The 20,786-nt window shown below is 55.5% G+C and carries 20 protein-coding genes and 1 tRNA gene; 17 read left to right on the forward strand and 4 right to left on the reverse strand.

Features of this window, described 5'->3' with window-relative positions:
* Nucleotides 1-86: 86 nt before the first annotated feature.
* Nucleotides 87-392, forward strand: coding sequence for a hypothetical protein (locus tag ACLD1X_RS06965; protein ID WP_007975706.1), 306 nt, complete (start codon nt 87-89; stop codon nt 390-392).
* A 165-nt stretch (nt 393-557) separates the two neighbouring features.
* Nucleotides 558-878, forward strand: a complete 321-nt coding sequence (locus ACLD1X_RS06970) for an I78 family peptidase inhibitor (protein ID WP_429366693.1) — start codon at nt 558-560, stop codon at nt 876-878.
* A gap of 70 nt (nt 879-948) precedes the next feature.
* Here the strand turns inward: ACLD1X_RS06970 and ACLD1X_RS06975 are convergent, their stop codons facing one another.
* Both ACLD1X_RS06975 and ACLD1X_RS06980 read right to left on the reverse strand, forming a co-directional pair.
* Entirely contained in the window at nt 949-1,161 is a 213-nt protein-coding gene (locus ACLD1X_RS06975) for a cold-shock protein (protein WP_003179963.1), read from the reverse strand.
* Between the two features lie 412 nt (nt 1,162-1,573).
* Nucleotides 1,574-1,873: a hypothetical protein gene (locus tag ACLD1X_RS06980; protein ID WP_429366694.1), complete on the reverse strand. Its 300-nt coding sequence runs from the start codon at nt 1,871-1,873 to the stop codon at nt 1,574-1,576.
* A gap of 384 nt (nt 1,874-2,257) precedes the next feature.
* Between ACLD1X_RS06980 and thrS the strand changes: the two genes are divergently transcribed.
* From thrS to ACLD1X_RS07040, 12 genes are all read left to right on the forward strand, one after another.
* A complete protein-coding gene (thrS, locus tag ACLD1X_RS06985) occupies nt 2,258-4,180 on the forward strand; it encodes a threonine--tRNA ligase (protein ID WP_429366695.1) in 1,923 nt (640 codons plus the stop codon).
* Complete coding sequence (gene infC, locus ACLD1X_RS06990) at nt 4,180-4,731, forward strand: translation initiation factor IF-3 (RefSeq protein ID WP_172435703.1); 552 nt, start codon at nt 4,180-4,182, stop codon at nt 4,729-4,731. Before thrS ends, infC begins: the two co-directional genes overlap by 1 nt.
* Before the next feature lie 60 nt (nt 4,732-4,791).
* Complete coding sequence (rpmI, locus tag ACLD1X_RS06995; protein WP_002553160.1) at nt 4,792-4,986, forward strand: 50S ribosomal protein L35; 195 nt, start codon at nt 4,792-4,794, stop codon at nt 4,984-4,986.
* Nucleotides 4,987-5,014: 28 nt separating this feature from the next.
* The gene (gene rplT / locus ACLD1X_RS07000; RefSeq protein WP_007905879.1) at nt 5,015-5,371 is read left to right on the forward strand and encodes a 50S ribosomal protein L20; all 357 of its coding nucleotides are present in this window, start codon (nt 5,015-5,017) and stop codon (nt 5,369-5,371) included.
* Nucleotides 5,372-5,480: 109 nt separating this feature from the next.
* Nucleotides 5,481-6,497, forward strand: a complete 1,017-nt coding sequence (pheS, locus tag ACLD1X_RS07005; RefSeq protein WP_007992477.1) for a phenylalanine--tRNA ligase subunit alpha — start codon at nt 5,481-5,483, stop codon at nt 6,495-6,497.
* Nucleotides 6,498-6,523: 26 nt separating this feature from the next.
* Nucleotides 6,524-8,902, forward strand: coding sequence for a phenylalanine--tRNA ligase subunit beta (gene pheT, locus ACLD1X_RS07010; protein ID WP_429366696.1), 2,379 nt, complete (start codon nt 6,524-6,526; stop codon nt 8,900-8,902).
* A 3-nt stretch (nt 8,903-8,905) separates the two neighbouring features.
* Complete coding sequence (ihfA, locus tag ACLD1X_RS07015) at nt 8,906-9,208, forward strand: integration host factor subunit alpha (RefSeq protein ID WP_002553164.1); 303 nt, start codon at nt 8,906-8,908, stop codon at nt 9,206-9,208.
* Nucleotides 9,189-9,545: a MerR family transcriptional regulator gene (locus tag ACLD1X_RS07020; RefSeq protein ID WP_003179985.1), complete on the forward strand. Its 357-nt coding sequence runs from the start codon at nt 9,189-9,191 to the stop codon at nt 9,543-9,545. Before ihfA ends, ACLD1X_RS07020 begins: the two co-directional genes overlap by 20 nt.
* Before the next feature lie 89 nt (nt 9,546-9,634).
* Nucleotides 9,635-9,711 (forward strand) — tRNA-Pro (locus ACLD1X_RS07025).
* 771 nt (nt 9,712-10,482) lie between these two features.
* Nucleotides 10,483-10,842, forward strand: coding sequence for a hypothetical protein (locus ACLD1X_RS07030; protein WP_429366697.1), 360 nt, complete (start codon nt 10,483-10,485; stop codon nt 10,840-10,842).
* A gap of 447 nt (nt 10,843-11,289) precedes the next feature.
* Nucleotides 11,290-12,471 (forward strand): acyltransferase family protein, encoded by a 1,182-nt coding sequence (locus ACLD1X_RS07035; protein WP_429366698.1) that lies wholly within the window; start codon nt 11,290-11,292, stop codon nt 12,469-12,471.
* 1,169 nt (nt 12,472-13,640) lie between these two features.
* Complete coding sequence (locus ACLD1X_RS07040) at nt 13,641-14,162, forward strand: DUF3016 domain-containing protein (protein WP_429366699.1); 522 nt, start codon at nt 13,641-13,643, stop codon at nt 14,160-14,162.
* An 836-nt stretch (nt 14,163-14,998) separates the two neighbouring features.
* On the opposite strand, the gene ACLD1X_RS07045 is transcribed toward ACLD1X_RS07040, so the two are convergent.
* Entirely contained in the window at nt 14,999-15,133 is a 135-nt protein-coding gene (locus tag ACLD1X_RS07045) for a hypothetical protein (RefSeq protein WP_429366700.1), read from the reverse strand.
* A 437-nt stretch (nt 15,134-15,570) separates the two neighbouring features.
* Between ACLD1X_RS07045 and ACLD1X_RS07050 the strand changes: the two genes are divergently transcribed.
* Nucleotides 15,571-15,801: a hypothetical protein gene (locus ACLD1X_RS07050; protein ID WP_429366701.1), complete on the forward strand. Its 231-nt coding sequence runs from the start codon at nt 15,571-15,573 to the stop codon at nt 15,799-15,801.
* Between the two features lie 100 nt (nt 15,802-15,901).
* On the opposite strand, the gene ACLD1X_RS07055 is transcribed toward ACLD1X_RS07050, so the two are convergent.
* Nucleotides 15,902-17,293 carry an aldehyde dehydrogenase family protein gene (locus ACLD1X_RS07055; protein ID WP_429366702.1) on the reverse strand — a complete coding sequence of 464 codons (1,392 nt, stop codon included), beginning with the start codon at nt 17,291-17,293 and terminating at the stop codon, nt 15,902-15,904.
* Between the two features lie 100 nt (nt 17,294-17,393).
* On the opposite strand from ACLD1X_RS07055, the gene ptrR reads away from it, so the two are divergent.
* Together ptrR and ACLD1X_RS07065 are read left to right on the forward strand one after the other, a co-directional pair.
* Nucleotides 17,394-18,272 carry a putrescine utilization regulator PtrR gene (ptrR, locus tag ACLD1X_RS07060; protein WP_057396399.1) on the forward strand — a complete coding sequence of 293 codons (879 nt, stop codon included), beginning with the start codon at nt 17,394-17,396 and terminating at the stop codon, nt 18,270-18,272.
* Nucleotides 18,273-18,349: 77 nt separating this feature from the next.
* Nucleotides 18,350-20,554: an OsmC domain/YcaO domain-containing protein gene (locus ACLD1X_RS07065; protein WP_429366703.1), complete on the forward strand. Its 2,205-nt coding sequence runs from the start codon at nt 18,350-18,352 to the stop codon at nt 20,552-20,554.
* The last annotated feature ends 232 nt before the right edge of the window (nt 20,555-20,786 follow it).

A 20,786-nucleotide genomic window follows, 5' to 3' on the forward strand; every position in this document is an offset into this window, starting at 1 on the left:
TTTGCGGGGCTTTTGACACGCCGACTTAGGCAGCAAAGGAGGGCTATGCGACACTTGGTCCCTGACGAATATTCAAGGAATGCGTTGTGCAGATCGATTTGAACTCTCCGGATGGCCTGACCCTTGAGGCCGTGCGTCAGTTGCTGGCCGGCGCCAGTGACGACGAGCACACCCAGTTGCGGGTTACCAAGGGCGGCATTGCCTATATCTCCTCGGGTGTCGTGGGTGGTACCGATATCGACGGGTTGCTGTTTCGTCTCGAAACCTGGGCCAAGGGCTCCGGTTATGTCGGGCGGGTGGCGGCCAGCGATGAGGTCTGGGTCATGCAAATCTTCAATGCCCTGAAGGAAAACTGGCCCAATCCGCCATACGACTATATCGACGTCTATTGAACGTCATTCATATTCAGTCACGATTCAGTGATCAGGGGGAGGGCGCTGCTCAGGCAAAATCGCGGCGCGTCCGGATGACGGGCAGGTTGCGGGCACTGCCTGTGAAACCAAACGCCAATCCGGTGGTCGCACGATCTCAGCCTAATCATTGAAAAAGGAGGCTTCATGCCTTGGAAGCTCGCGTCATTGGGTACTTTGTTGGCCGTCGCCACGCTCGCCGGTTGCAGTACCGCCTCTACGGAGTCGGCAACAACTGATGTTGCGACGACTGACACGGGCCACAGCCGCTGTGAAGCGAAGGCTGCCGAGTTCACCATCGGCAAGCAGGCATCGCCGCAGTTGCTTGAGCAGGCGCGTACCCGCGCAGGGGCGCAAAGTGCGCGGTTCCTGCTGCCAACCGATATGGTGACGCTGGAGTACCGTTCCGATCGCCTGAACCTGAACACCGATGCCAACAAGGTGGTCATCCGCGTCAACTGCGGCTGATCCCTCGGCTTTTGTTTTGCCCATAAAAAACCCCGTCACATGGACGGGGTCTTTTTAGTGCGCCTGGAAATTACTCTGGGCGAACTTGAGCAGCTTGCATACCCTTTTGGCCTTTCTCAGCCACGAAGGAAACAGTCTGGCCTTCTTTCAGGCTTTTGAAACCGTCGCTTTCGATAGCTTTGAAGTGTACGAACAGGTCGTCACCGCCACCTTGAGGAGTGATGAAGCCGAAGCCTTTTTCATCGTTGAACCATTTAACGGTGCCGGTTTGGCGATTAGACATGGTGTATCTCCAAGAAACATATATTTTCAGTAGTACTGTGCTGCTCAGGCCAACTGGGCACACCCGGGTATCATAGTCGAAATGTTCGCNTTTAACGGTGCCGGTTTGGCGATTAGACATGGTGTATCTCCAAGAAACATATATTTTCAGTAGTACTGTGCTGCTCAGGCCAACTGGGCACACCCGGGTATCATAGTCGAAATGTTCGCTTTGGGAGCCCCCCGGGCGAGCTGTTTGCGCTCATGTTGCGTGCGTTTCGTTGCCGGAAATGGCTGGAGGCCCCGGATTCAGCGGCTTGCAGCTGAAAAGCAGGTGATTAAAAAAAGCCATAAAAGCTGCGTAAATTATGTGAATCAGTGGTTTTTTGGCTGTTTTTGGCCTTCGAGAGCTTCAGGATTGCCACTTCGACGGGTTATTTCTGGGCTTTGCACACGGAGATTTCGGTCAGTGCGCGCTGACCCAATTCGGTTGATGGCGGTGTTTTCGGGTCCATCAGCTGTGCGATTTCCTGTGTGGTGAATTTCTTCTCCAGGACGTCGGCGCCGCACGCGCAGTGTTTCTGTGCTTCGGACGGGTTGATGCTTTTGCTGGCAGCCGCAGAGCAATCTGTCATGTACTTGGCTTTCAGGCCCGCTGGCCAGGCTGCGTGCGCGCTCAGTGGCAGCAGCAGGGCAAGTGGGGCGGCAATTGCAAAAAGACGGTTAAGGCGCATGACGTGAACTCCTTGGGGTCGGTATCTGTGGCGATTCTCAGTCAATTTGAGGTTAGTCGTACATCTCAAGTTCACTTTGCACCCTGGAAAGTGAGGAAATCTTCACGGCCTGAATGCGTGCAGGTCGATAACCGCTCATCTGTGATAGCATGCCTGGCTCGGGCGTTTGCAGGCTCTGGCGGACCGTTGGTCCCGGTAGCGGCAGATGCGCGATTAACCCTGATTTGAATCCCAGTCACTCTGGTTCGGTTTTCCGGTTGGCCGCAAGGCTCCTGCCGCTGTAAGGCAGGCGTTCGTCATTGAATGGCCTGGACCGGATCTTGTACTGGCTCATCCCAACCCACGTGACCTTTGGTAGGGGTCACCACTAGGAGAGGAGGCGCCATGCCAACTATTACTCTTCCCGACGGCAGTCAACGTTCATTCGACCACCCGGTTTCCGTAGCCGAGGTCGCCGCATCCATCGGTGCAGGCCTGGCCAAGGCCACCGTTGCCGGCAAGGTCAATGGCAAGCTGGTCGACGCCAGCGACATCATCGACAGCGACGCGTCGCTGCAAATCATCACGCCAAAGGATGAAGAGGGGCTGGAGATCATTCGCCACTCTTGCGCCCACCTGGTTGGCCACGCGGTCAAGCAGCTGTACCCGACCGCCAAAATGGTCATCGGTCCGGTCATCGACGAAGGTTTCTATTACGACATCGCCTTCGAGCGTCCTTTCACCCCGGACGACCTGGCGGCCATCGAACAGCGCATGCAGCAGCTGATCGAGAAAGATTACGACGTGATCAAGAAAGTCACTCCGCGCGCCGAAGTGATCGAAGTGTTCAAGGCCCGTGGCGAAGACTACAAGTTGCGCCTGGTCGAGGACATGCCGAACGAGCAGGCCATGGGCCTGTACTATCACGAAGAATACGTCGACATGTGCCGCGGTCCGCACGTGCCGAACACGCGCTTCCTGAAATCCTTCAAGCTGACCAAGCTGTCCGGCGCCTACTGGCGCGGCGATGCCAAGAACGAGCAATTGCAGCGCGTCTACGGCACCGCTTGGGCGGACAAGAAGCAACTGGCGGCTTACATCCAGCGCATTGAAGAAGCCGAAAAACGCGATCACCGCAAGATCGGCAAGCGCCTGGGCCTGTTCCACACCCAGGAAGAGTCGCCAGGCATGGTGTTCTGGCACCCCAATGGCTGGACTTTGTACCAGGTGCTCGAGCAGTACATGCGCAAGGTTCAGCGCGACAACGGCTATCTCGAGATCAAGACGCCGCAAGTCGTTGACCGCAGCCTGTGGGAGAAATCCGGGCACTGGGCCAACTACGCCGACAACATGTTCACCACGCAGTCGGAAAACCGCGACTACGCGATCAAGCCAATGAACTGCCCGTGCCACGTGCAGGTGTTCAACCAGGGCCTGAAAAGCTACCGCGAGTTGCCGATGCGCCTGGCCGAGTTCGGTGCCTGCCACCGTAACGAGCCATCGGGTGCCTTGCACGGCATCATGCGCGTGCGTGCATTCACTCAAGACGACGCCCACATCTTCTGCACCGAAGAGCAGATGCAGGCCGAGTCCGCTGCGTTCATCAAGCTGACCATGGACGTCTACGCCGACTTCGGCTTTAAAGAAGTCGAAATGAAACTGTCCACTCGTCCGGAAAAACGCGTCGGTTCGGATGAGCTTTGGGATCGCGCCGAAGCTGCACTGGCCGCAGCCCTTGATAGTGCGGGCTTGCCGTACGATCTGCAGCCGGGCGAGGGTGCGTTCTACGGTCCGAAGATCGAGTTCTCGCTGAAAGATTGCCTCGGTCGCGTCTGGCAATGTGGTACCCTGCAGCTCGATTTTAACCTGCCTGTCCGTCTGGGAGCCGAATACGTCTCCGAAGACAACAGTCGCAAGCACCCGGTCATGCTGCACCGGGCGATCCTGGGGTCTTTCGAGCGTTTCGTCGGAATTCTGATCGAGAACTACGAGGGTGCATTCCCGGCGTGGCTGGCTCCGACCCAGGCAGTGGTGATGAATATCACTGATAAACAGGCTGATTTTGCCGCCGAAGTCGAAAAAACTCTCAACGAAAGCGGGTTTCGTGCCAAGTCTGACTTGAGAAATGAAAAGATCGGCTTTAAAATCCGCGAGCATACTTTGCTCAAGGTTCCTTATCTCTTGGTTATCGGAGATCGGGAGGTCGAGATGCAGACTGTCGCTGTGCGTACTCGTGAAGGTGCTGACCTGGGCTCGATGCCCGTCGCCCAGTTCGCTGAGTTCCTCGCTCAAGCGGTTTCCCGGCGTGGTCGCCAAGATTCGGAGTAATTATTATTAAGCGTGAAATGAGACAAGATAAACGAACTGCACCGAAAGCCCCGATCAACGAGAATATCTCGGCACGCGAGGTTCGGTTAATTGGGGCTGAAGGTGAACAGCTCGGGATTGTGTCAATCGAAGACGCGCTTCTTAAGGCTGAAGAGGCCAAACTGGATCTGGTGGAGATTTCCGCCGATGCAGTACCACCTGTTTGCAAACTGATGGACTACGGCAAATCGATCTTCGAAAAGAAGAAGCAGATTGCTGCGGCCAAGAAAAACCAGAAGCAGATTCAGGTTAAAGAAATCAAGTTTCGTCCAGGGACGGAGGAAGGGGATTACCAGGTAAAACTGCGCAACCTGGTACGTTTCCTGAGTGACGGGGACAGGGCCAAGGTATCCTTGCGATTCCGCGGCCGTGAGATGGCCCACCAGGAGCTGGGGATGGAACTCCTCAAGCGAGTTGAAGGTGACTTGCTCGAGTACGGTTCGGTCGAACAGCATCCTAAGATGGAAGGACGCCAGCTGATCATGGTCATCGCCCCGAAAAAGAAGAAGTAATCAACAGGGCACGGCAGGCCTTCTGATTATGTTTATCAACTGAATGCGGAGTATCCGAACATGCCAAAAATGAAGACCAAAAGTGGTGCTGCTAAGCGGTTTCTGAAAACTGCTAACGGTATCAAGCACAAGCACGCTTTCAAGAGCCACATCCTGACCAAAATGTCGACCAAGCGTAAGCGTCAACTGCGCGGTAGCAGCTTGCTGCATCCGTCTGACGTGGCAAAAGTCGAGCGCATGCTGCGCCTTCGTTAATTTTAGTCAAGAATAGAGGAAGTAACTCATGGCTCGTGTAAAGCGTGGCGTCATTGCCCGTAAGCGTCACAAAAAAATTCTGAAACTTGCTAAAGGCTACTACGGCGCTCGCTCGCGCGTATTCCGTGTTGCCAAGCAAGCGGTAATCAAGGCAGGCCAATACGCCTACCGTGACCGTCGTCAGAAAAAACGTCAGTTCCGCGCTCTGTGGATCGCTCGTATCAACGCTGGTGCTCGTATCAACGGTCTGTCCTACAGCCGTTTCATCGCCGGCCTGAAAAAAGCGTCCATCGAGATCGACCGTAAGGTTCTGGCTGATCTGGCAGTGAACGAAAAAGCGGCGTTTGCTGCGATTGTCGAGAAAGCTAAAGCCACCTTGGCTTAAGTACCCCCGACAGTCACCCGGCCTCGCATCTGTGGGGTCAGGTGTTAAACGTCATAAATAGGGGAAGAGCCTTCAAGCTCTTCCCCTATTTTGTATCTGGAGTCTGTACATGGAAAACCTGGACGCGCTCGTCTCTCAAGCTCTAGAGGCTGTGCAAAGCGCTGAAGATATCAATGCCCTGGAGCAAATCCGGGTTCACTACCTTGGCAAGAAGGGTGAATTGACTCAGGTGATGAAGACCCTGGGGAATTTGCCGGCAGAAGAGCGTCCGCAGGTCGGTGCGCTGATCAACGTCGCCAAGGAGCGTGTCACAGAGGTCCTTAATGCGCGCAAGGCATTGTTTGAAGAAGCCGACCTGGCTGCCAAACTCTCCGCCGAGTCCATTGACGTGACCCTGCCTGGCCGTGGTCAGACCTCCGGTGGTCTGCATCCGGTCACCCGCACTCTGGAACGCGTCGAACAGTTCTTCACCCGCATTGGCTACGGCATCGCCGAAGGCCCTGAGGTCGAAGACGACTATCACAACTTCGAAGCGCTCAACATCCCAGGCCATCACCCGGCCCGGTCGATGCATGACACCTTCTATTTCAATGCGAACATGCTGTTGCGCACCCATACCTCGCCGGTACAGGTCCGCACCATGGAGTCGAAGCAGCCGCCGATCCGCATCGTCTGCCCAGGCCGCGTATACCGTAGCGACTCCGATATTACCCACTCGCCGATGTTCCACCAGGTCGAAGGCCTGCTGGTCGATCGCGACATCAATTTCGCCGATCTCAAAGGCACCATCGAAGAATTCCTGCGGGTGTTCTTCGAAAAAGAACTGGCCGTACGTTTCCGTCCTTCGTACTTCCCGTTCACCGAGCCTTCCGCTGAAGTCGACATGGAATGCGTGATGTGCAGCGGTAAAGGCTGCCGCGTCTGCAAGCAGACCGGCTGGCTGGAAGTGATGGGCTGCGGCATGGTTCACCCGAACGTGCTGCGCATGTCCGGTATCGACCCGGAAGAATTCTCGGGCTTTGCCTTCGGCATGGGTGTTGAGCGTCTGGCCATGCTGCGTTACGGCGTGAACGACTTGCGTCTGTTCTTCGACAACGACTTGCGGTTCCTCGCGCAATTTCGCTAGTCGTAACGAATTCTTAGGAGAGCAGGATGAAATTCAGTGAACAATGGCTGCGTGGCTGGGTTAGCCCGCAGGTAAGTCGCGACGAGCTGGTTGCTCGTCTGTCGATGGCCGGTCTTGAGGTCGATAGCGTTACGCCGGCCGCCGGTGTTTTCAGTGGCGTGGTCGTTGGCGAGGTGCTGAGCACCGAGCAGCACCCGGACGCCGACAAGCTGCGCGTGTGCCAGGTCAGCAACGGTTCGGAAACCTTCCAGGTTGTTTGCGGAGCGCCAAACGTGCGCCCGGGCCTGAAGATTCCTTTCGCCATGATCGGCGCCGAGCTGCCAGGTGACTTCAAGATCAAGAAGGCCAAGCTGCGTGGTGTTGAATCCAACGGCATGCTGTGCTCGCAAACCGAGCTGCAGGTCGGTGAAGGTAATGACGGTCTGATGGAGCTGCCGGCCGATGCGCCGGTGGGCGAAGACTTCCGTGTTTATCTGGATCTGGAAGATGCCAGCATCGAGGTCGACCTGACCCCGAACCGTGGCGACTGCCTGTCCCTCGCCGGTTTGGCGCGTGAAGTCGGCGCGCTGTACGCCGCTCCGGTGGTGCGTCCGGCGGTGGCTGCGGTGCCTGCCGCGCACGACGAAGTGCGTTCGGTAGAAGTGCTGGCGCCCGCCGCGTGCCCGCGCTACCTGGGCCGTGTGATTCGTAACGTCGACCTGTCCCGACCTACACCACTGTGGATGGTTGAGCGCCTGCGTCGTGCAGATGTGCGCAGCATCGATGCTGCCGTCGACATCACCAACTACGTGATGCTGGAACTGGGTCAACCGCTGCACGCCTTCGATCTCGCCGAAATCAACGGTGGCATCCGTGTGCGCATGGCCGAAGACGGCGAGAAGCTGGTGTTGCTCGACGGTCAGGAAGTCAGCCTGCGTAACGATACGCTGGTGATTGCCGACCATTCCCGCGCTCTGGCGATTGCCGGTGTCATGGGTGGCGAGCACAGCGGTGTTTCCGCGACCACGCGTGATGTGTTCCTTGAAAGCGCTTTCTTCGACCAGATCGCCGTCGCAGGCAAGGCCCGCTCCTATGGCCTGCACACCGACGCCTCGCATCGCTACGAGCGTGGCGTGGACTGGAAGCTGGCCCGTGAAGCCATGGAGCGTGCCACTGGCCTGCTGCTGGACATCACCGGTGGCGAAGCGGGCCCGATCGTCGAAACCGTCAGCGAACAACACTTGCCGTCGATCGCGCCGATCACCCTGCGCGCCCAACGCATCACCCAGATGCTGGGCATGGAAATGGATTCGGCCGAAGTCGAGCGTCTGCTCAGCGCTTTGGGTCTGACCATTACTGCCGATGGGGCAGGGCAGTGGCGCGTTGAAGTGCCGAGCTTCCGTTTTGATATCAGCCTGGAAGTCGACCTGATCGAAGAACTGGCACGCCTTTACGGTTACAACCGTCTGCCGGTTCGCTACCCGCAAGCCCGTCTGGCGCCACAAGCCAAGGCCGAAGCGCGCAGCGATCTGCCTGAACTGCGTCGTCTGCTGGTGGCCCGTGGTTACCAGGAAGCAATTACCTACAGCTTCATCGATCCGAAACAGTTCGAACTGTTTAATCCGGGTGTAGAACCGTTGCTGCTGGCCAATCCGATCTCCAACGACATGGCCGCCATGCGTTCGTCGTTGTGGCCGGGCCTGGTCAAGGCGCTTCAGCACAACCTGAACCGTCAGCAGGATCGCGTGCGTCTGTTTGAAAGCGGCCTGCGTTTCGTTGGCCAGCTCGAAGGCCTGAAGCAAGAGCCGATGCTGGCCGGTGTGGTGTGTGGCAGCCGTCTGCCGGAAGGCTGGGCACAGGGTCGCGATACCGTCGATTTCTTCGACGTCAAGGCTGATGTCGAAGCGGTGCTGGGCTTCGCTGGTGCTCTGGACGCGTTCACTTTTGTGCCAGGCAAACACCCGGCGTTGCACCCGGGCCAAACCGCGCGCATCGAACGTGATGGTCGCCTGGTCGGCTTCATGGGCGCGATCCACCCGGAACTGTCGAAAACCCTCGGTCTCGACCGTCCGGTCTTCGTCTTCGAACTGGTTCTGGCGGAAGTCGCGTCGGGCAAAATGCCGAAATTCCACGAGTTATCGCGCTTTCCTGAAGTGCGTCGTGACCTTGCACTGATTGCGCACAAAGACGTTGCAGCCACGGCTGTACTGGACGTAATCCGTGAAAATGCAGGCGAATGGCTGACAGACCTCAGGCTATTTGACGTGTATCAGGGTAAAGGCATTGATCCTGATAGAAAAAGCCTCGCAGTCGGCTTGACCTGGCAGCATCCATCGCGCACTCTTAATGACGATGAGGTGAATACCGCAACGCAAAACATCCTCACCTCGCTCGAACAAAGGTTGAACGCCACGTTAAGGAAGTGACGTATGGGGGCTCTGACGAAAGCTGAGATGGCGGAACGTCTGTATGAGGAGCTGGGCCTGAATAAACGGGAGGCCAAGGAATTGGTCGAACTGTTTTTTGAAGAAATCAGGCACGCTCTCGAAGACAACGAACAAGTCAAATTGTCCGGTTTCGGCAATTTCGACCTTCGGGACAAACGCCAGCGGCCTGGCCGCAATCCGAAAACGGGGGAAGAAATCCCGATCACGGCTCGCCGTGTGGTCACCTTTCGTCCAGGGCAGAAGTTGAAGGCCCGAGTTGAGGCTTATGCTGGAACCAAGTCATAACGACGAGCTCCCCGTCATCCCGGGCAAACGCTACTTCACCATTGGTGAAGTCAGCGAGCTGTGTGCGGTCAAACCACACGTGCTGCGCTACTGGGAGCAGGAGTTTCCTCAACTCAACCCTGTCAAACGCCGCGGAAACCGCCGGTATTATCAGCGCCAGGACGTGCTGATGATCCGGCAGATCCGCGCGCTTCTTTACGATCAGGGGTTCACCATCGGCGGAGCGCGCCTGCGCTTGTCTGGCGATGAAGCCAAAGACGACACAACCCAGTACAAACAAATGATCCGCCAGATGATCGCCGAGCTTGAAGATGTTCTGGTGGTGCTCAAGAAATAAATTCATGCTTTTAAATACTTCCAGTTTTCAAAAGCTTGCGATATATTCTTGAGCGTTCCTCGAGATGAGGAACAAGTTTCACGCCTAGTCGGGGCGTAGCGCAGTCCGGTAGCGCACTAGCATGGGGTGCTAGGGGTCGAGTGTTCGAATCACTCCGTCCCGACCATATTTTTCAATGACTTAGCCGCTTTCGAGCGGCTTTGTCGTATCTGCCATAGTGACTTTCCAGTGACCTTGGTCTTGTCGCTCACACTTGTCTTCATTTCAGAATCGTCAGCGCTGGCATCGGGTGTTGCTCACCGCGGGTCCTTTTGGGTCGGGTGAAAAGACGATCTAAAGGAAGGCGCCGCCCTGTGTGACCGGATACGCAGCGGAAGGTATTGTTGTGGTTGGAGCTGCAAATCCCAAGGAGGGCTAGATGTACGTCTATCGCAATAAACAGAGAATTCGAGTTCAGCGCGGGATATCGATGTTCATCCTGATTGCATCAACCCTTTTCCTTGTCTCTTCGATATACCTCTACGTCGAGTGCGGTGGGCCTGGGTATGCCATCTTCAAGGCAATTACGTGTCTTTGTGTGGGCGGTATCATGCTTCGATTCGCAAGCACGTAACTGGATGGTTCGAACCCTTCCGCTCCCTCCAGGTTTCGATCTGGAGCGACAAGCTTGAACAGCCGTCGGCCAATTCTCGATCCGGTACTTCGCGGCGATCTGCTCGACTTGGGCGTCCTCAACTTCTCGCCCACTCTTCGTCATGAATTCTGGCGCGCCGGCTGATAGCTGATTCCCGCATGTTGACCGGCTTGGGCTGTGTTTCGCTGAGGTCGCACAAGTAATGCGAAACGCACATAAAACCCCGAGCCCAGCGACTGCGCCGGATTTTTGTGTTGGTGATGTCATTTTGATATATTCCGCGCCCTTAATTGGGAGGGAATCATGAAAAAAGCTGCACTAGCTGTTCTCGTTGCCGCCGTGCTTGCATCAGGTTGTACCGTTCGCGTAGCCGATATGACGGTGGCGAGTACCAAAAATTACAATATCAATTCCTCAAAGTTCGTCAAAGGTGCTCGAGTAACAGGTGAAGACAACTATCCGGTAATCATCTTCCCTACCGGAATTCCAAACATGAAAACCGCTATGGATCACGCCATCCAGAAGGATGAGTGCGCGGTAGGTCTTACCGATGTTGTGATGAGCCAGTTGAACCACTCGTTCCTCTTCGGAATGATCGGTTTCAGGGTTGAAGGTGATTTGATCATTGATACTTCGCGTCCAGGCTGCCAAAGCCGAGTGTGATCAAAATTTCAAAAAGGCCCGGCCATTGCGTCGGGCCTTTTTGTTTCTGAATCATTGCTGCTCCGTGTTGCGTTTTTCCGCCAACCGGCGGCCATTGATTCAGGCTCCCTCAATAGGTCCTCGTATTCCCCTCGCAGACTCCAATGGCTGAGCCAGCAAGCACTGCTACAGCTCCTCGTATATAGGTGTTGCACTGGCTTTGATTGGGGTTGGTGCCGTCAACGCCTGGATGTGGCAGTCCGGCTGCGACGAAGCGATCATCGCTGGAGATGAAGTGAACCGGCAGGCGGATCTCGTCCTGATCGCCAATGCCGATGCCGCATAGGTACGGCAAGCGTTATGTCATGAACGTCTGTCCGTGATTTTGGGGATAGGTTGCCCTTGATGATGTAGAGGTTTGGTACCTTCTTCTGTTATGGTTCGGCGAATTTTTCAAGGTCGTTCGTGATGGAACCGATATTTGTTATGCAATCTCCGGACGTCTGGATGTTGCTTATGTTTCTCCTACCCTTTGTATTTGCACCGATGTTTTTATTGTCTCGGCGTATTCCTTCTCTTGTGCCTGAAGGGCACTTACAAACAAAATGGATTGACGGCCTGCGAGGGGTAGCGGCAGCGCTCGTAGCGATGAATCATGCGCCGTATGTACTCACTAATTTGGCGATAGTGCCGAAGGCTTTTGTTTACGATCCCATTGCTTCTAACATTCCCTCCTTGTTCGGCGCCTTTGGCGTCCAATTATTTTTCTGCATTACGGGTTTCTTGTTTGCGGGGAAAGCTCTTTCACAAAATAAGGTTGACTGGACAGAGTTTTACGAGAAGCGCGTGCGCAGGACAGTGCCCGCGTATATTGCAGCAGCGGTGCTGGCGCTGGCTGTCGCAACGTGGTTTTCCTGGCCGATTGTCCAGGCACCCGTTGAAATAGTTAAGTCTCTCCCAGCAGTTTTTGCGTTCAAGCTGGTTCCTTTGCCGGTCATCAATGACTTCGATTTTCGTCGACTAATTGGCGTGGCTTGGACGTTGGGTATCGAATGGAAGTTTTATTTGATTTTACCGATTCTCTATATTGCAGCAAAAAAATCCCTGAGGGCGACGTTGGTAGCCATTGTTGGGTTTGCAATTGCTGATCTTTGGCTCACAGGTTTAAGCTCTTGGTCATTCTTTATCCCAGGAGCGTTCAGTTTTTTTATTGCGTCGAATCAGTTTGGACGGCACATTAGAAATATTGCTGGAGTTATTGCGCTGTTTGCATTGATTTTTATGTTTTGCCGGGTCGGGCAAAAGACAATATATGGGTTTGAACAATGGGTGACTGTATTTGTGTTGTTCGTTGCATTGACAGTGTCTCGACCTAAAGTGTTGTCTTTTGGTGTGTTTGTAGCTATGGGGTCTGTCAGCTATAGCTTTTACCTGCTTCACTGCATGGTTTTGTTTTTGGTGTTCGGCGCAATTCATTTGTATGTGTCGGATGTTGGATATTTTTCTATTGTTGATTTTGCGTTTCTGGCTGGCTTGACTCTATGTTTTTCTACGGCGGTTGCTACAGCGTCTTTCATGTTTATTGAAAGGCGCTATATGCATACCTCTCAAGTGGAGAAGGCCGGAGTGCATCAGCTTGGTGTTAATTAGAATGTGTCTTGAGACATGATCACTGCGAGTGCAATCTTGATGAGTTCTCCAGCCGCGGCGCGAGCTTCAGCTTGTTGTCGTGGGAGCTGCCGAACATTGACTCCCGCGATACTCGCACGAACACGCAGGGTGGCACCCGTGACAAGGCGCTGGTCGATGTTGGCAAAAAGGTTGGGGGTTGGAGAAGAGAAGACTCGGCAGCTACGCAAGGCCGGCGTTGCCTGAATTGATGGTGCTTTGGATTTTCGTCGCGAAGCAGCTTGACCTGGTTCATGGGGAAGTTTGGAGGCGCAGCAGCTAAAGTCCAGCTGAGTGCCACCAGCGTAGTTCCGTCGATCAGAATGCCGAGTTGGTATCGATCATTCTCGGGAATGTTTCGGTCGAGCGTAATGACCTCGGCGGCCGGCGCGTTGGTGTCGTCAAGGCTTCAATGATTCGTTCCATTCCAGACATGCCAATTCCTCGGCCGCCATTCACCGGCAGGCTTATGCTTTAATGCAGTGGATTTTGAGTGGGGGGGAACGTTGATGTACAAGGCTTCTCGAAACGCTGTGTTCGTCACCGGGGTCCCAATAGCAATTGTTGGACTCGGCGTTTGCCTGAACCATCTGCTCAGGGGGGATAGGGTCGGTTACCTGGCTTTTGCCTTTCTTGTCTCAGGGTGCACTTTGATGCTGGTTGGGTGGGTGCAGAGGAGCAAGTGAAGTTTTCAGCCTTACCGCGACCCCTGGTAACAGTACACGCAGGCCAACCAGGTGATGGCTTTTATCGACCCCCTAAATTGAAGCGGCATGATTTTCCACATGCGGTAAGCGCAGTGCGAGTTGGTTTTCGTTGAGTTTGCAGATCAGGAAAGGGGCGGGGTCGTTGGGCGGCATGGCTTGACTCTCCTTAATTGAGGACAAGCCTGGCAGGCAACAAAAAACCCGCTCACTGGCGGGCTTTTTGTTTGGGGTCAAATCCTTTTGTCAGCTCAATCTGCGCTCCATTCTGTGAGCGTTTCGTGAAAAACATGTCACCGGAATGAAAAAAACTGCTCAGTGGCCGCCTGTTTGCGATGTAGTGCCAATCCTTCAGCTCAGAGCACGTCAGTGCCCTGACATGCACCTCAGGCGTAAAATAAACGCGGTGCAGCATGCCTTGAAATACGCTGCATCTGGAGGTGAGCCATGCGCTCAATTGCCGTTCACACCTCGATCGCACTGCTGGCGCTGTTTATGGTGCCACTTGCCAACGCAGCGTCTTCGGTCGAAGTCGTCTTCAAGAATCCCGAGAAATTCAGCGATGCCAGCCTGGATAGCCCCGGCTATGAGCGTGGTGCCGACGCTTATGTCATGAAAGAGCTGCGCAGCTACATCCAGAAGCTTGGCCAGCGGTACCTGCCAACCGGCCAGCAGTTGCAAATTGAGATACGCAACATCGATCTGGCCGGTCGTTACGAACCCTGGAGGCCAAATGCCTATCAGGTGCGCTTCATGCGCGACATTACCTGGCCGAGCATCGATCTGCATTACGTGCTCAAACAAAATGGCCAGGTCGTGAGCCAGGCCGACGCCAGGGTCATGGATCAGCTCTATCTCCAGCGTCCGGGGCGCGCCAACAGAAGTGACAGACTCTATTCCGAGAAGGCCATGCTCTCGGACTGGTTCCACAGGCAATTCGCCGAGCAACATCAGACCGGGTTGAATTGAACCACTGTGCGCTCTGAATCACCCCTCCGGCTTGGGAGGCATTGCCCGGAAACGAATTGACCTGTTGTGAGGACCTGATGGAACCCCGATCTTTGGGGGGCTCAGCCCCGAATGTAGGGGGGGGCGATAACCCCTTGTTGGGGAATTTTTCACGGTTCGAATTGATCGTTTCCGTGCAATCGCTGGCCCGGACTGTACCCATACCAAATGGCTTGGATTTTGCTCAGGTGCTCATACTCAAGCATTTATTGAATGCGGTATCCGGAGGTCCGAGCCATGTGGGCAAAAACTCTGCTTCTCGGCGTGATGTTTGGAGTCGGAATCATTACTAGCGGCCTGGCTACGAGCATGATCCTGTTCTGGTGCGAGTTGTGCTGACCAGCATCCCTTCTGTTTTACCTGAGTGATGCCATGCAGATCCCGATCCGTGAACTCGCAGGCGCGGATTTCCGCTGACCAGATGATCGATGGAAAGGCGCCGAATCCCACCGGCGACGCCACTCTATTGCTCCAGGCGTTCGTCCCGGAAATGGATAATAGCTATTTGCCAATAGCTGCTCTTCCATAGGTGCTGAGATTTACATATAAATATCTAAGTAATAATGCAAATAACTATCAACTACGAAGTTCGCCGATGCCAGGAGGATGATTTGCTTTTTTTACCGGACTCGTCAGAGCAACCCAAAGGTCAACTCCATCGCCAGTACAGTGGACAACACCAGTGCAAACAACAGCGCTATAAACATCAGGCTCAACTGAGCGACGTGCTTATAACGGGCTATCGGCCTGGTTGTGATTCGGGCAATTGATTTATTAGTGGAGGCCATCACCAATCCTCACTTTTCCGGGAACACGTAATAGCAGCAGAAGGTGTACATCAGGATCATCGGCAGGGTAGGGCGCATCGGGCAGGGCAGGCTTGGCCTGAGCAGCAAGGCGACGGAGCTGCATGGTGGTGTTGCTCGTTTCATCTTTCATCCCTCGCGTCATGCCGAATCTGGCAAGTCCCGTCGTCTTCAAGAAATCCGCGACGACAGCTATTGCGGGTATCAGGGAGGGTGCAACTAATGAGCCATTTCACCAGAGCGAAAAAAGTTCAACTTATTTAACAAACTGCTTCCGGGCGTTTCGAGCCAGAGAAAGGGAGGGTGGGGAATACTCCTCAAGTTAGGTGATATACCCCCGGTAGGGTGGGTGTAATGCCCCATTTATGGAGATAGTAGCGGGCTGTTTCACCGACCGCATTGGGTAGCGGCTGCACGACCTGAGGTGACAGTTTTTGGATTGCCGTATTTCAAAATGAATCATTGAGTTAGTGAGTGGTCATAATTACGGTTGAATGCTGCCCGGATGAAATTCTCGGAGAGTGACAACCGTCTCTGTAGCTCTGACCATTCAGGACGTTCAAATGAAACGCGCAGTAATGATGATCTTGACCCTTTCAGGTTCGCTCTTGCTGGGGGGCTGCGGCCCTCACTGGGAAGACGGAGGGCGGTACGGCCGAGATTATGATCATGATTATCGTCGTGGATACGACCAGGGGAATGACGATGATCAAGGTTATAACCGTCGATATGATCGTCGTGACTATGATCGCTACCACCGTCAGTATCGCGATCGTGACGACAGGGACGATTGATACTTTTATCGTCTCTTTCAGGGCGGGTTGATTCCCGCCCTGATCCCTCGCAATGCACCCGGTAGGCCAGGCGCATCAGTGAAAGGTCCGTACGCTGACCTTAGCGTCGATCCAGCCAAACCGTTTGTGCATTACAGAATTCGCGCACTCCGAAATGCGAGAGCTCCCGGCCAAAGCCACTCTTTTTCACGCCGCCAAAACTGACACGCGGATCGCTGGCGCTATAGCCATTGATGAACACGCCACCGGTTTCCAGTTCGCCGGCCATCTGTCGGGCGAGTTCGACATTGCGCGTGAAGAGGGTGGCGGTGAGACCGAATTCGCTGTCATTGGCCAGTTCCAGCGCATGGGCTGCGTCGCGGGCCGTGATGATTGAAGCCACAGGACCAAACAGCTCCTGTTTGAATGATGTCATTTGGTCGGTCACGCCGCCGAGTACCGTGGGCTCATAGTAATTGCCAGGGCCTTCAGCCTTCTTTCCACCCATCAGCAATGTCGCGCCTTCTTCCAGTGTGTCGCGCACCTGTTGATCCAGTTCGTCACGCAGGTCGAAGCGGGCCATCGGGCCGATGTAAGTGTTGGCGGCTAATGGATCACCGACCACCAGTTGTTGAGTGGCCTCGACGAACTTGCGGGTAAATGCCTCGACAACGCCTTGCTCGACAATCAGGCGTTTGGCGGCGGCGCAGACTTGTCCGGTGTTCTGATAGCGGCCGATCACGGCAGCTTTTACCGCCTCATCGAGGTCCGCGTCGTCGAGCACGATAAACGGGTCGGAGCCGCCCAGTTCCAATACGCACTTTTTCAGTGCCGCTCCAGCCTGAGCGCCGATGGCCATGCCCGCGCGGACGCTACCGGTGAGGGTGACGGCCGCGATGCGTGGATCGGCGATCGCCCTGGATACACCCTCCGGCGTGACATTGATGACTTCGAAAACGCCTTCCGGAAAGTCCGCTTGCCTGAACGCTTCCAGCAGCAGGTAGGCGCTGCCCATGACGTTCGGTGCGTGCTTGAGCACGTAGGTATTGCCGGCGAGCAAGGTCGGGACTGCGCCGCGCAGGACTTGCCAGATGGGGAAGTTCCACGGCATGACGGCGAGGATCGGGCCGAGCGGGCGATATTCAATGCGTGCCTTGCCGTCTTCAACCTGGGTCGGTTCCGGGCTCAGCATGGCGGGGCCGTGTTCGGCGTACCACTCGCAGAGCTGCGCGCACTTTTCAATTTCACCGCGGGCCTGGGTAATCGGCTTGCCCATTTCCAGGGTGATCATGTTTGCCATGGCGTTTGCATTGTTGCGCAAGGCCTGGCCGAGGTTGATCAAAAGCTGCGCGCGTTGTTCAACCGGTTTGTTGCGCCAGCTACGAAACCCGGTAGCGGCTCGCGTCAGCGTGGCCTGCAATGCTGTGTCGGATTCGAAAGGGTACTGGCCGATCTGTTCGCCGGTAGTGGGGTTGATCGAAATGGCATGGGTAAGGCTGGAAACGTTGGTCATGGCACCGTCCTGCTAGGTGGGGATGCGCTCAGGTTATGGGGCTATATGTTTTATGGAAACTGAATAATACTGAGCATAACGTTCACGTTTGGAGAAAGACTTGGATCTGGTTCAGCTCGAAATTTTCAAGGCTGTCGCCGAGCACGGCAGCATCAGCGTCGCCGCCCAGCATATTCACCGGGTGCCATCGAATCTCACGACCAGGATCAAGCAGCTTGAGCTGGACCTGGGGGTGGACCTGTTTATCCGCGAGAAGAGTCGCCTGCGCCTGTCGCCGGCCGGCTGGAGCTTTCTGGATTACGCTCGACGCATTCTCGACCTGGTCCAGGAGGCCCGCGCCACAGTGGCAGGTGAAGAGCCACAAGGAGCATTCGCCCTGGGTTCGCTGGAAAGTACTGCGGCGGTGCGTATTCCCGAGCTATTGGCCGCCTATAACCAGAAGCACGCCAAGGTCGAACTGGATCTGTCCACCGGGCCTTCCGGGACCATGATCGATGGCGTGCTGTCAGGGCGGTTGGCCGCTGCATTTGTCGATGGTCCGGTATTGCACCCGGCGCTGGAGGGGGTGCCGGCCTTCGAGGAGGAAATGGTCTTGATTGCGCCTCTCAATCATGACCCGATTCATCGGGCGAAGGATGTGAATGGCGAAAACATCTATGCATTCCGCTCCAACTGCTCCTATCGGCATCATTTCGAAAGCTGGTTCGCCAATGGCGCGGCGGTGCCTGGCAAGATTTTCGAAATGGAGTCCTATCACGGCATGCTGGCCTGCGTCAGCGCCGGTGCCGGCCTGGCGCTGATGCCTCGCAGCATGCTCGAAAGCATGCCTGGGTGCACGACGGTGAGTGTCTGGCCGTTGTCGGAGTCTTTCCGCTATCTGCGCACCTGGCTGGTGTGGCGCAGGGGGACGGTGTCGCAGAGCCTGACGATGTTTGTGCGCCTGCTTGAGGAGCGCGGGGTGGTATTGGTCGAAAAATAGTGGAAAGTTAACGGTCCGTGCTGAAAAACCGGATAATGGCGGCCAAATCGTATAGCTCGTTATTCTGGTAAGCACGCATGGAAATCAAGGTCAACTTTCTCGACAACCTTCGACTTGAGGCCAAGTTCGACGACTTCACGGTGATTGCCGATCAACCCATTCGCTACAAGGGTGATGGCTCGGCGCCGGGGCCGTTCGATTACTTCCTGGCTTCGTCGGCGTTGTGTGCGGCGTATTTCGTGAAGTTGTATTGCGAGACCCGCAACATCCCCACGGAAAATATCCGCCTGTCGCAGAACAACATTGTTGACCCGGAAAACCGCTACAACCAGATTTTCAAGATTCAGGTCGAATTGCCGGCGGACATCTCTGCCAAGGATCGCCAGGGGATCTTGCGCTCCATCGACCGTTGTACGGTAAAGAAGGTGGTGCAGACCGGGCCCGAGTTTGTCATTGAAGAGGTCGAGAACCTCGACGCCGATGCCCAGGCGTTGCTGATGCCGCACTCGACTGGCGAAGCGGGCACCTACATTGTGGGCAAGGACCTGCCGCTGGAGCAAACCATCGCCAACATGTCGGGCATCCTCGCCGACCTGGGCATGAAGATTGAAATCGCTTCGTGGCGCAACATCGTTCCCAATGTGTGGTCGCTGCACATCCGCGATGCGCACTCGCCGATGTGTTTTACCAACGGTAAAGGCGCGACCAAAGAGGGAGCGCTGGCATCGGCACTGGGCGAGTTCATCGAGCGGCTCAACTGCAACTTCTTCTATAACGATCAGTTCTGGGGGGAGGACATCGCCAACGCTGCGTTTGTGCATTACCCGGACGAGCGCTGGTTCAAGCCTGGCCCGAAGGACGAGCTGCCGACTGAAATCCTCGACGAATACTGCCTGAAGGTTTACGACCGTGATGGCGAGTTGCGTGGTTCGCACCTGTACGACACCAACTCCGGCAACACCCAGCGCGGTATTTGTTCGCTGCCGTTTGTGCGCCAGTCGGACGATGAGGTGGTGTATTTCCCGTCCAACCTGATCGAAAACCTGTTCCTGAGCAATGGCATGAGCGCCGGCAACACGCTGGCCGAAGCGCAGGTGCAGTGCCTGTCGGAGATTTTCGAGCGCGCGGTAAAACGCGAAATCCTCGAGGGCGAAATGGCCCTGCCGGATGTGCCGCAGGAAGTGCTGGCCAAGTACCCGGGCATTCTGGCGGGTATCCAGGCCCTGGAAGAGCAGGGCTTCCCGGTGCTGGTGAAGGATGCGTCGCTGGGCGGGGAATTCCCGGTGATGTGTGTCACCTTGATGAACCCGCGTACCGGTGGCGTGTTCGCTTCGTTCGGCGCGCACCCAAGCCTGGAAGTGGCGCTGGAGCGCAGCCTGACGGAGCTGCTGCAAGGCCGCAGTTTTGAAGGCTTGAACGATCTGCCTCAACCGACCTTCGAAGGTCAGGCGGTGACTGAGCCAAACAACTTCGTGGAGCACTTTATCGATTCCAGCGGTGTGGTCTCGTGGCGTTTCTTCAGTGCCAGGCCGGATTTCGAATTCGTTGAGTGGGATTTCTCCGGCCAGGGTGAAAACTCCAATGCTGAGGAAGCCGCAACCTTGTTCGGTATTCTCGAAGACATGGGTAAAGAGGTGTACATGGCAGTCTATGAGCACATCGGTGCCAAGGCCTGTCGCATTCTGGTGCCGGATTACTCGGAGATCTACCCGGTAGAAGATCTGATCTGGGATAACACCAACAAGGCGCTGCAGTTCCGCGCCGACATCCTCAATCTGCACAGCCTGAGCAAAGTCGGTCTGAGAACGCTGGCCAAGGGTCTGGAAAACAGCGAGCTGGATGATTACACCGACATCACCACCCTGATCGGCATCGAGTTTGACGACAACACGCCTTGGGGCAAATTGACGATCCTGGAGCTGAGGCTGCTGATTTATCTCGCCTTGCAGAAGTTTGATCAGGCGAAAGACCTGGTGGAAGCGTTCTTGCAATACAACGACAACACCGTCGAGCGCGGCCTGTTTTATCAAGCCGTGAACGTGGTGCTGGAAATGCAGCTGGACGATGATCTGGAGTTGAGCGATTACGAAGCCAACTTCCGCCGGATGTTCGGCAACGAGCGGATGGATGCAGCGATAGGGTCGGTGAATGGCAGCGTACGTTTCTACGGTCTGACACCGACGAGCATGAAACTGGAAGGGCTCGACAGGCACCTGCGGCTGATCGACAGCTACAAGAAGCTGCATATGGCGCGGGCCAGGGAGGCGGCTTTATCCAGCTGATGGCAGCAACAAAAAAGCACCTTGGGTGCTTTTTTGTTTTTTGGTGGCCGGCCAGTCGTCGGTGCGTGATCGTCTCGTTTTTTGGTTATGTCATGGGCAGCGGCTGACTATGAGGAAGTCCTTCTATATAGAAGGAGCGTTTTGGCTCCTCTATCGAGCTCAGAAAAGGGGGGTTCCAGTGCTTTCTGCAAGTTATTGATAGAAAACCATAATCGGTGCTTGACGGCAGATT

The sequence above is a fragment of the Pseudomonas sp. 18173 genome (genome assembly GCF_050432945.1).
Lineage (GTDB): Bacteria > Pseudomonadota > Gammaproteobacteria > Pseudomonadales > Pseudomonadaceae > Aquipseudomonas.

What these genes read in the sequence shown, in the direction of transcription:
- ACLD1X_RS07020 (WP_003179985.1), top strand. Translation starts at nt 9,189, where the DNA reads ATGCTGGAACCAAGTCATAACGACGAGCTCCCCGTCATCCCGGGCAAA.
- ACLD1X_RS07065 (WP_429366703.1), top strand. Translation starts at nt 18,350, where the DNA reads ATGGAAATCAAGGTCAACTTTCTCGACAACCTTCGACTTGAGGCCAAG.
- ACLD1X_RS07035 (WP_429366698.1), top strand. Translation starts at nt 11,290, where the DNA reads ATGGAACCGATATTTGTTATGCAATCTCCGGACGTCTGGATGTTGCTT.
- rplT (WP_007905879.1), top strand. Translation starts at nt 5,015, where the DNA reads ATGGCTCGTGTAAAGCGTGGCGTCATTGCCCGTAAGCGTCACAAAAAA.
- ACLD1X_RS07055 (WP_429366702.1), bottom strand. Translation starts at nt 17,293, where the DNA reads ATGACCAACGTTTCCAGCCTTACCCATGCCATTTCGATCAACCCCACT.
- thrS (WP_429366695.1), top strand. Translation starts at nt 2,258, where the DNA reads ATGCCAACTATTACTCTTCCCGACGGCAGTCAACGTTCATTCGACCAC.
- ACLD1X_RS07030 (WP_429366697.1), top strand. Translation starts at nt 10,483, where the DNA reads ATGAAAAAAGCTGCACTAGCTGTTCTCGTTGCCGCCGTGCTTGCATCA.
- ACLD1X_RS06975 (WP_003179963.1), bottom strand. Translation starts at nt 1,161, where the DNA reads ATGTCTAATCGCCAAACCGGCACCGTTAAATGGTTCAACGATGAAAAA.
- ACLD1X_RS06970 (WP_429366693.1), top strand. Translation starts at nt 558, where the DNA reads ATGCCTTGGAAGCTCGCGTCATTGGGTACTTTGTTGGCCGTCGCCACG.
- rpmI (WP_002553160.1), top strand. Translation starts at nt 4,792, where the DNA reads ATGCCAAAAATGAAGACCAAAAGTGGTGCTGCTAAGCGGTTTCTGAAA.
- ihfA (WP_002553164.1), top strand. Translation starts at nt 8,906, where the DNA reads ATGGGGGCTCTGACGAAAGCTGAGATGGCGGAACGTCTGTATGAGGAG.
- ACLD1X_RS07045 (WP_429366700.1), bottom strand. Translation starts at nt 15,133, where the DNA reads ATGAAACGAGCAACACCACCATGCAGCTCCGTCGCCTTGCTGCTCAGG.
- ACLD1X_RS07040 (WP_429366699.1), top strand. Translation starts at nt 13,641, where the DNA reads ATGCGCTCAATTGCCGTTCACACCTCGATCGCACTGCTGGCGCTGTTT.
- pheS (WP_007992477.1), top strand. Translation starts at nt 5,481, where the DNA reads ATGGAAAACCTGGACGCGCTCGTCTCTCAAGCTCTAGAGGCTGTGCAA.
- ACLD1X_RS07050 (WP_429366701.1), top strand. Translation starts at nt 15,571, where the DNA reads ATGAAACGCGCAGTAATGATGATCTTGACCCTTTCAGGTTCGCTCTTG.
- pheT (WP_429366696.1), top strand. Translation starts at nt 6,524, where the DNA reads ATGAAATTCAGTGAACAATGGCTGCGTGGCTGGGTTAGCCCGCAGGTA.
- ACLD1X_RS06980 (WP_429366694.1), bottom strand. Translation starts at nt 1,873, where the DNA reads ATGCGCCTTAACCGTCTTTTTGCAATTGCCGCCCCACTTGCCCTGCTG.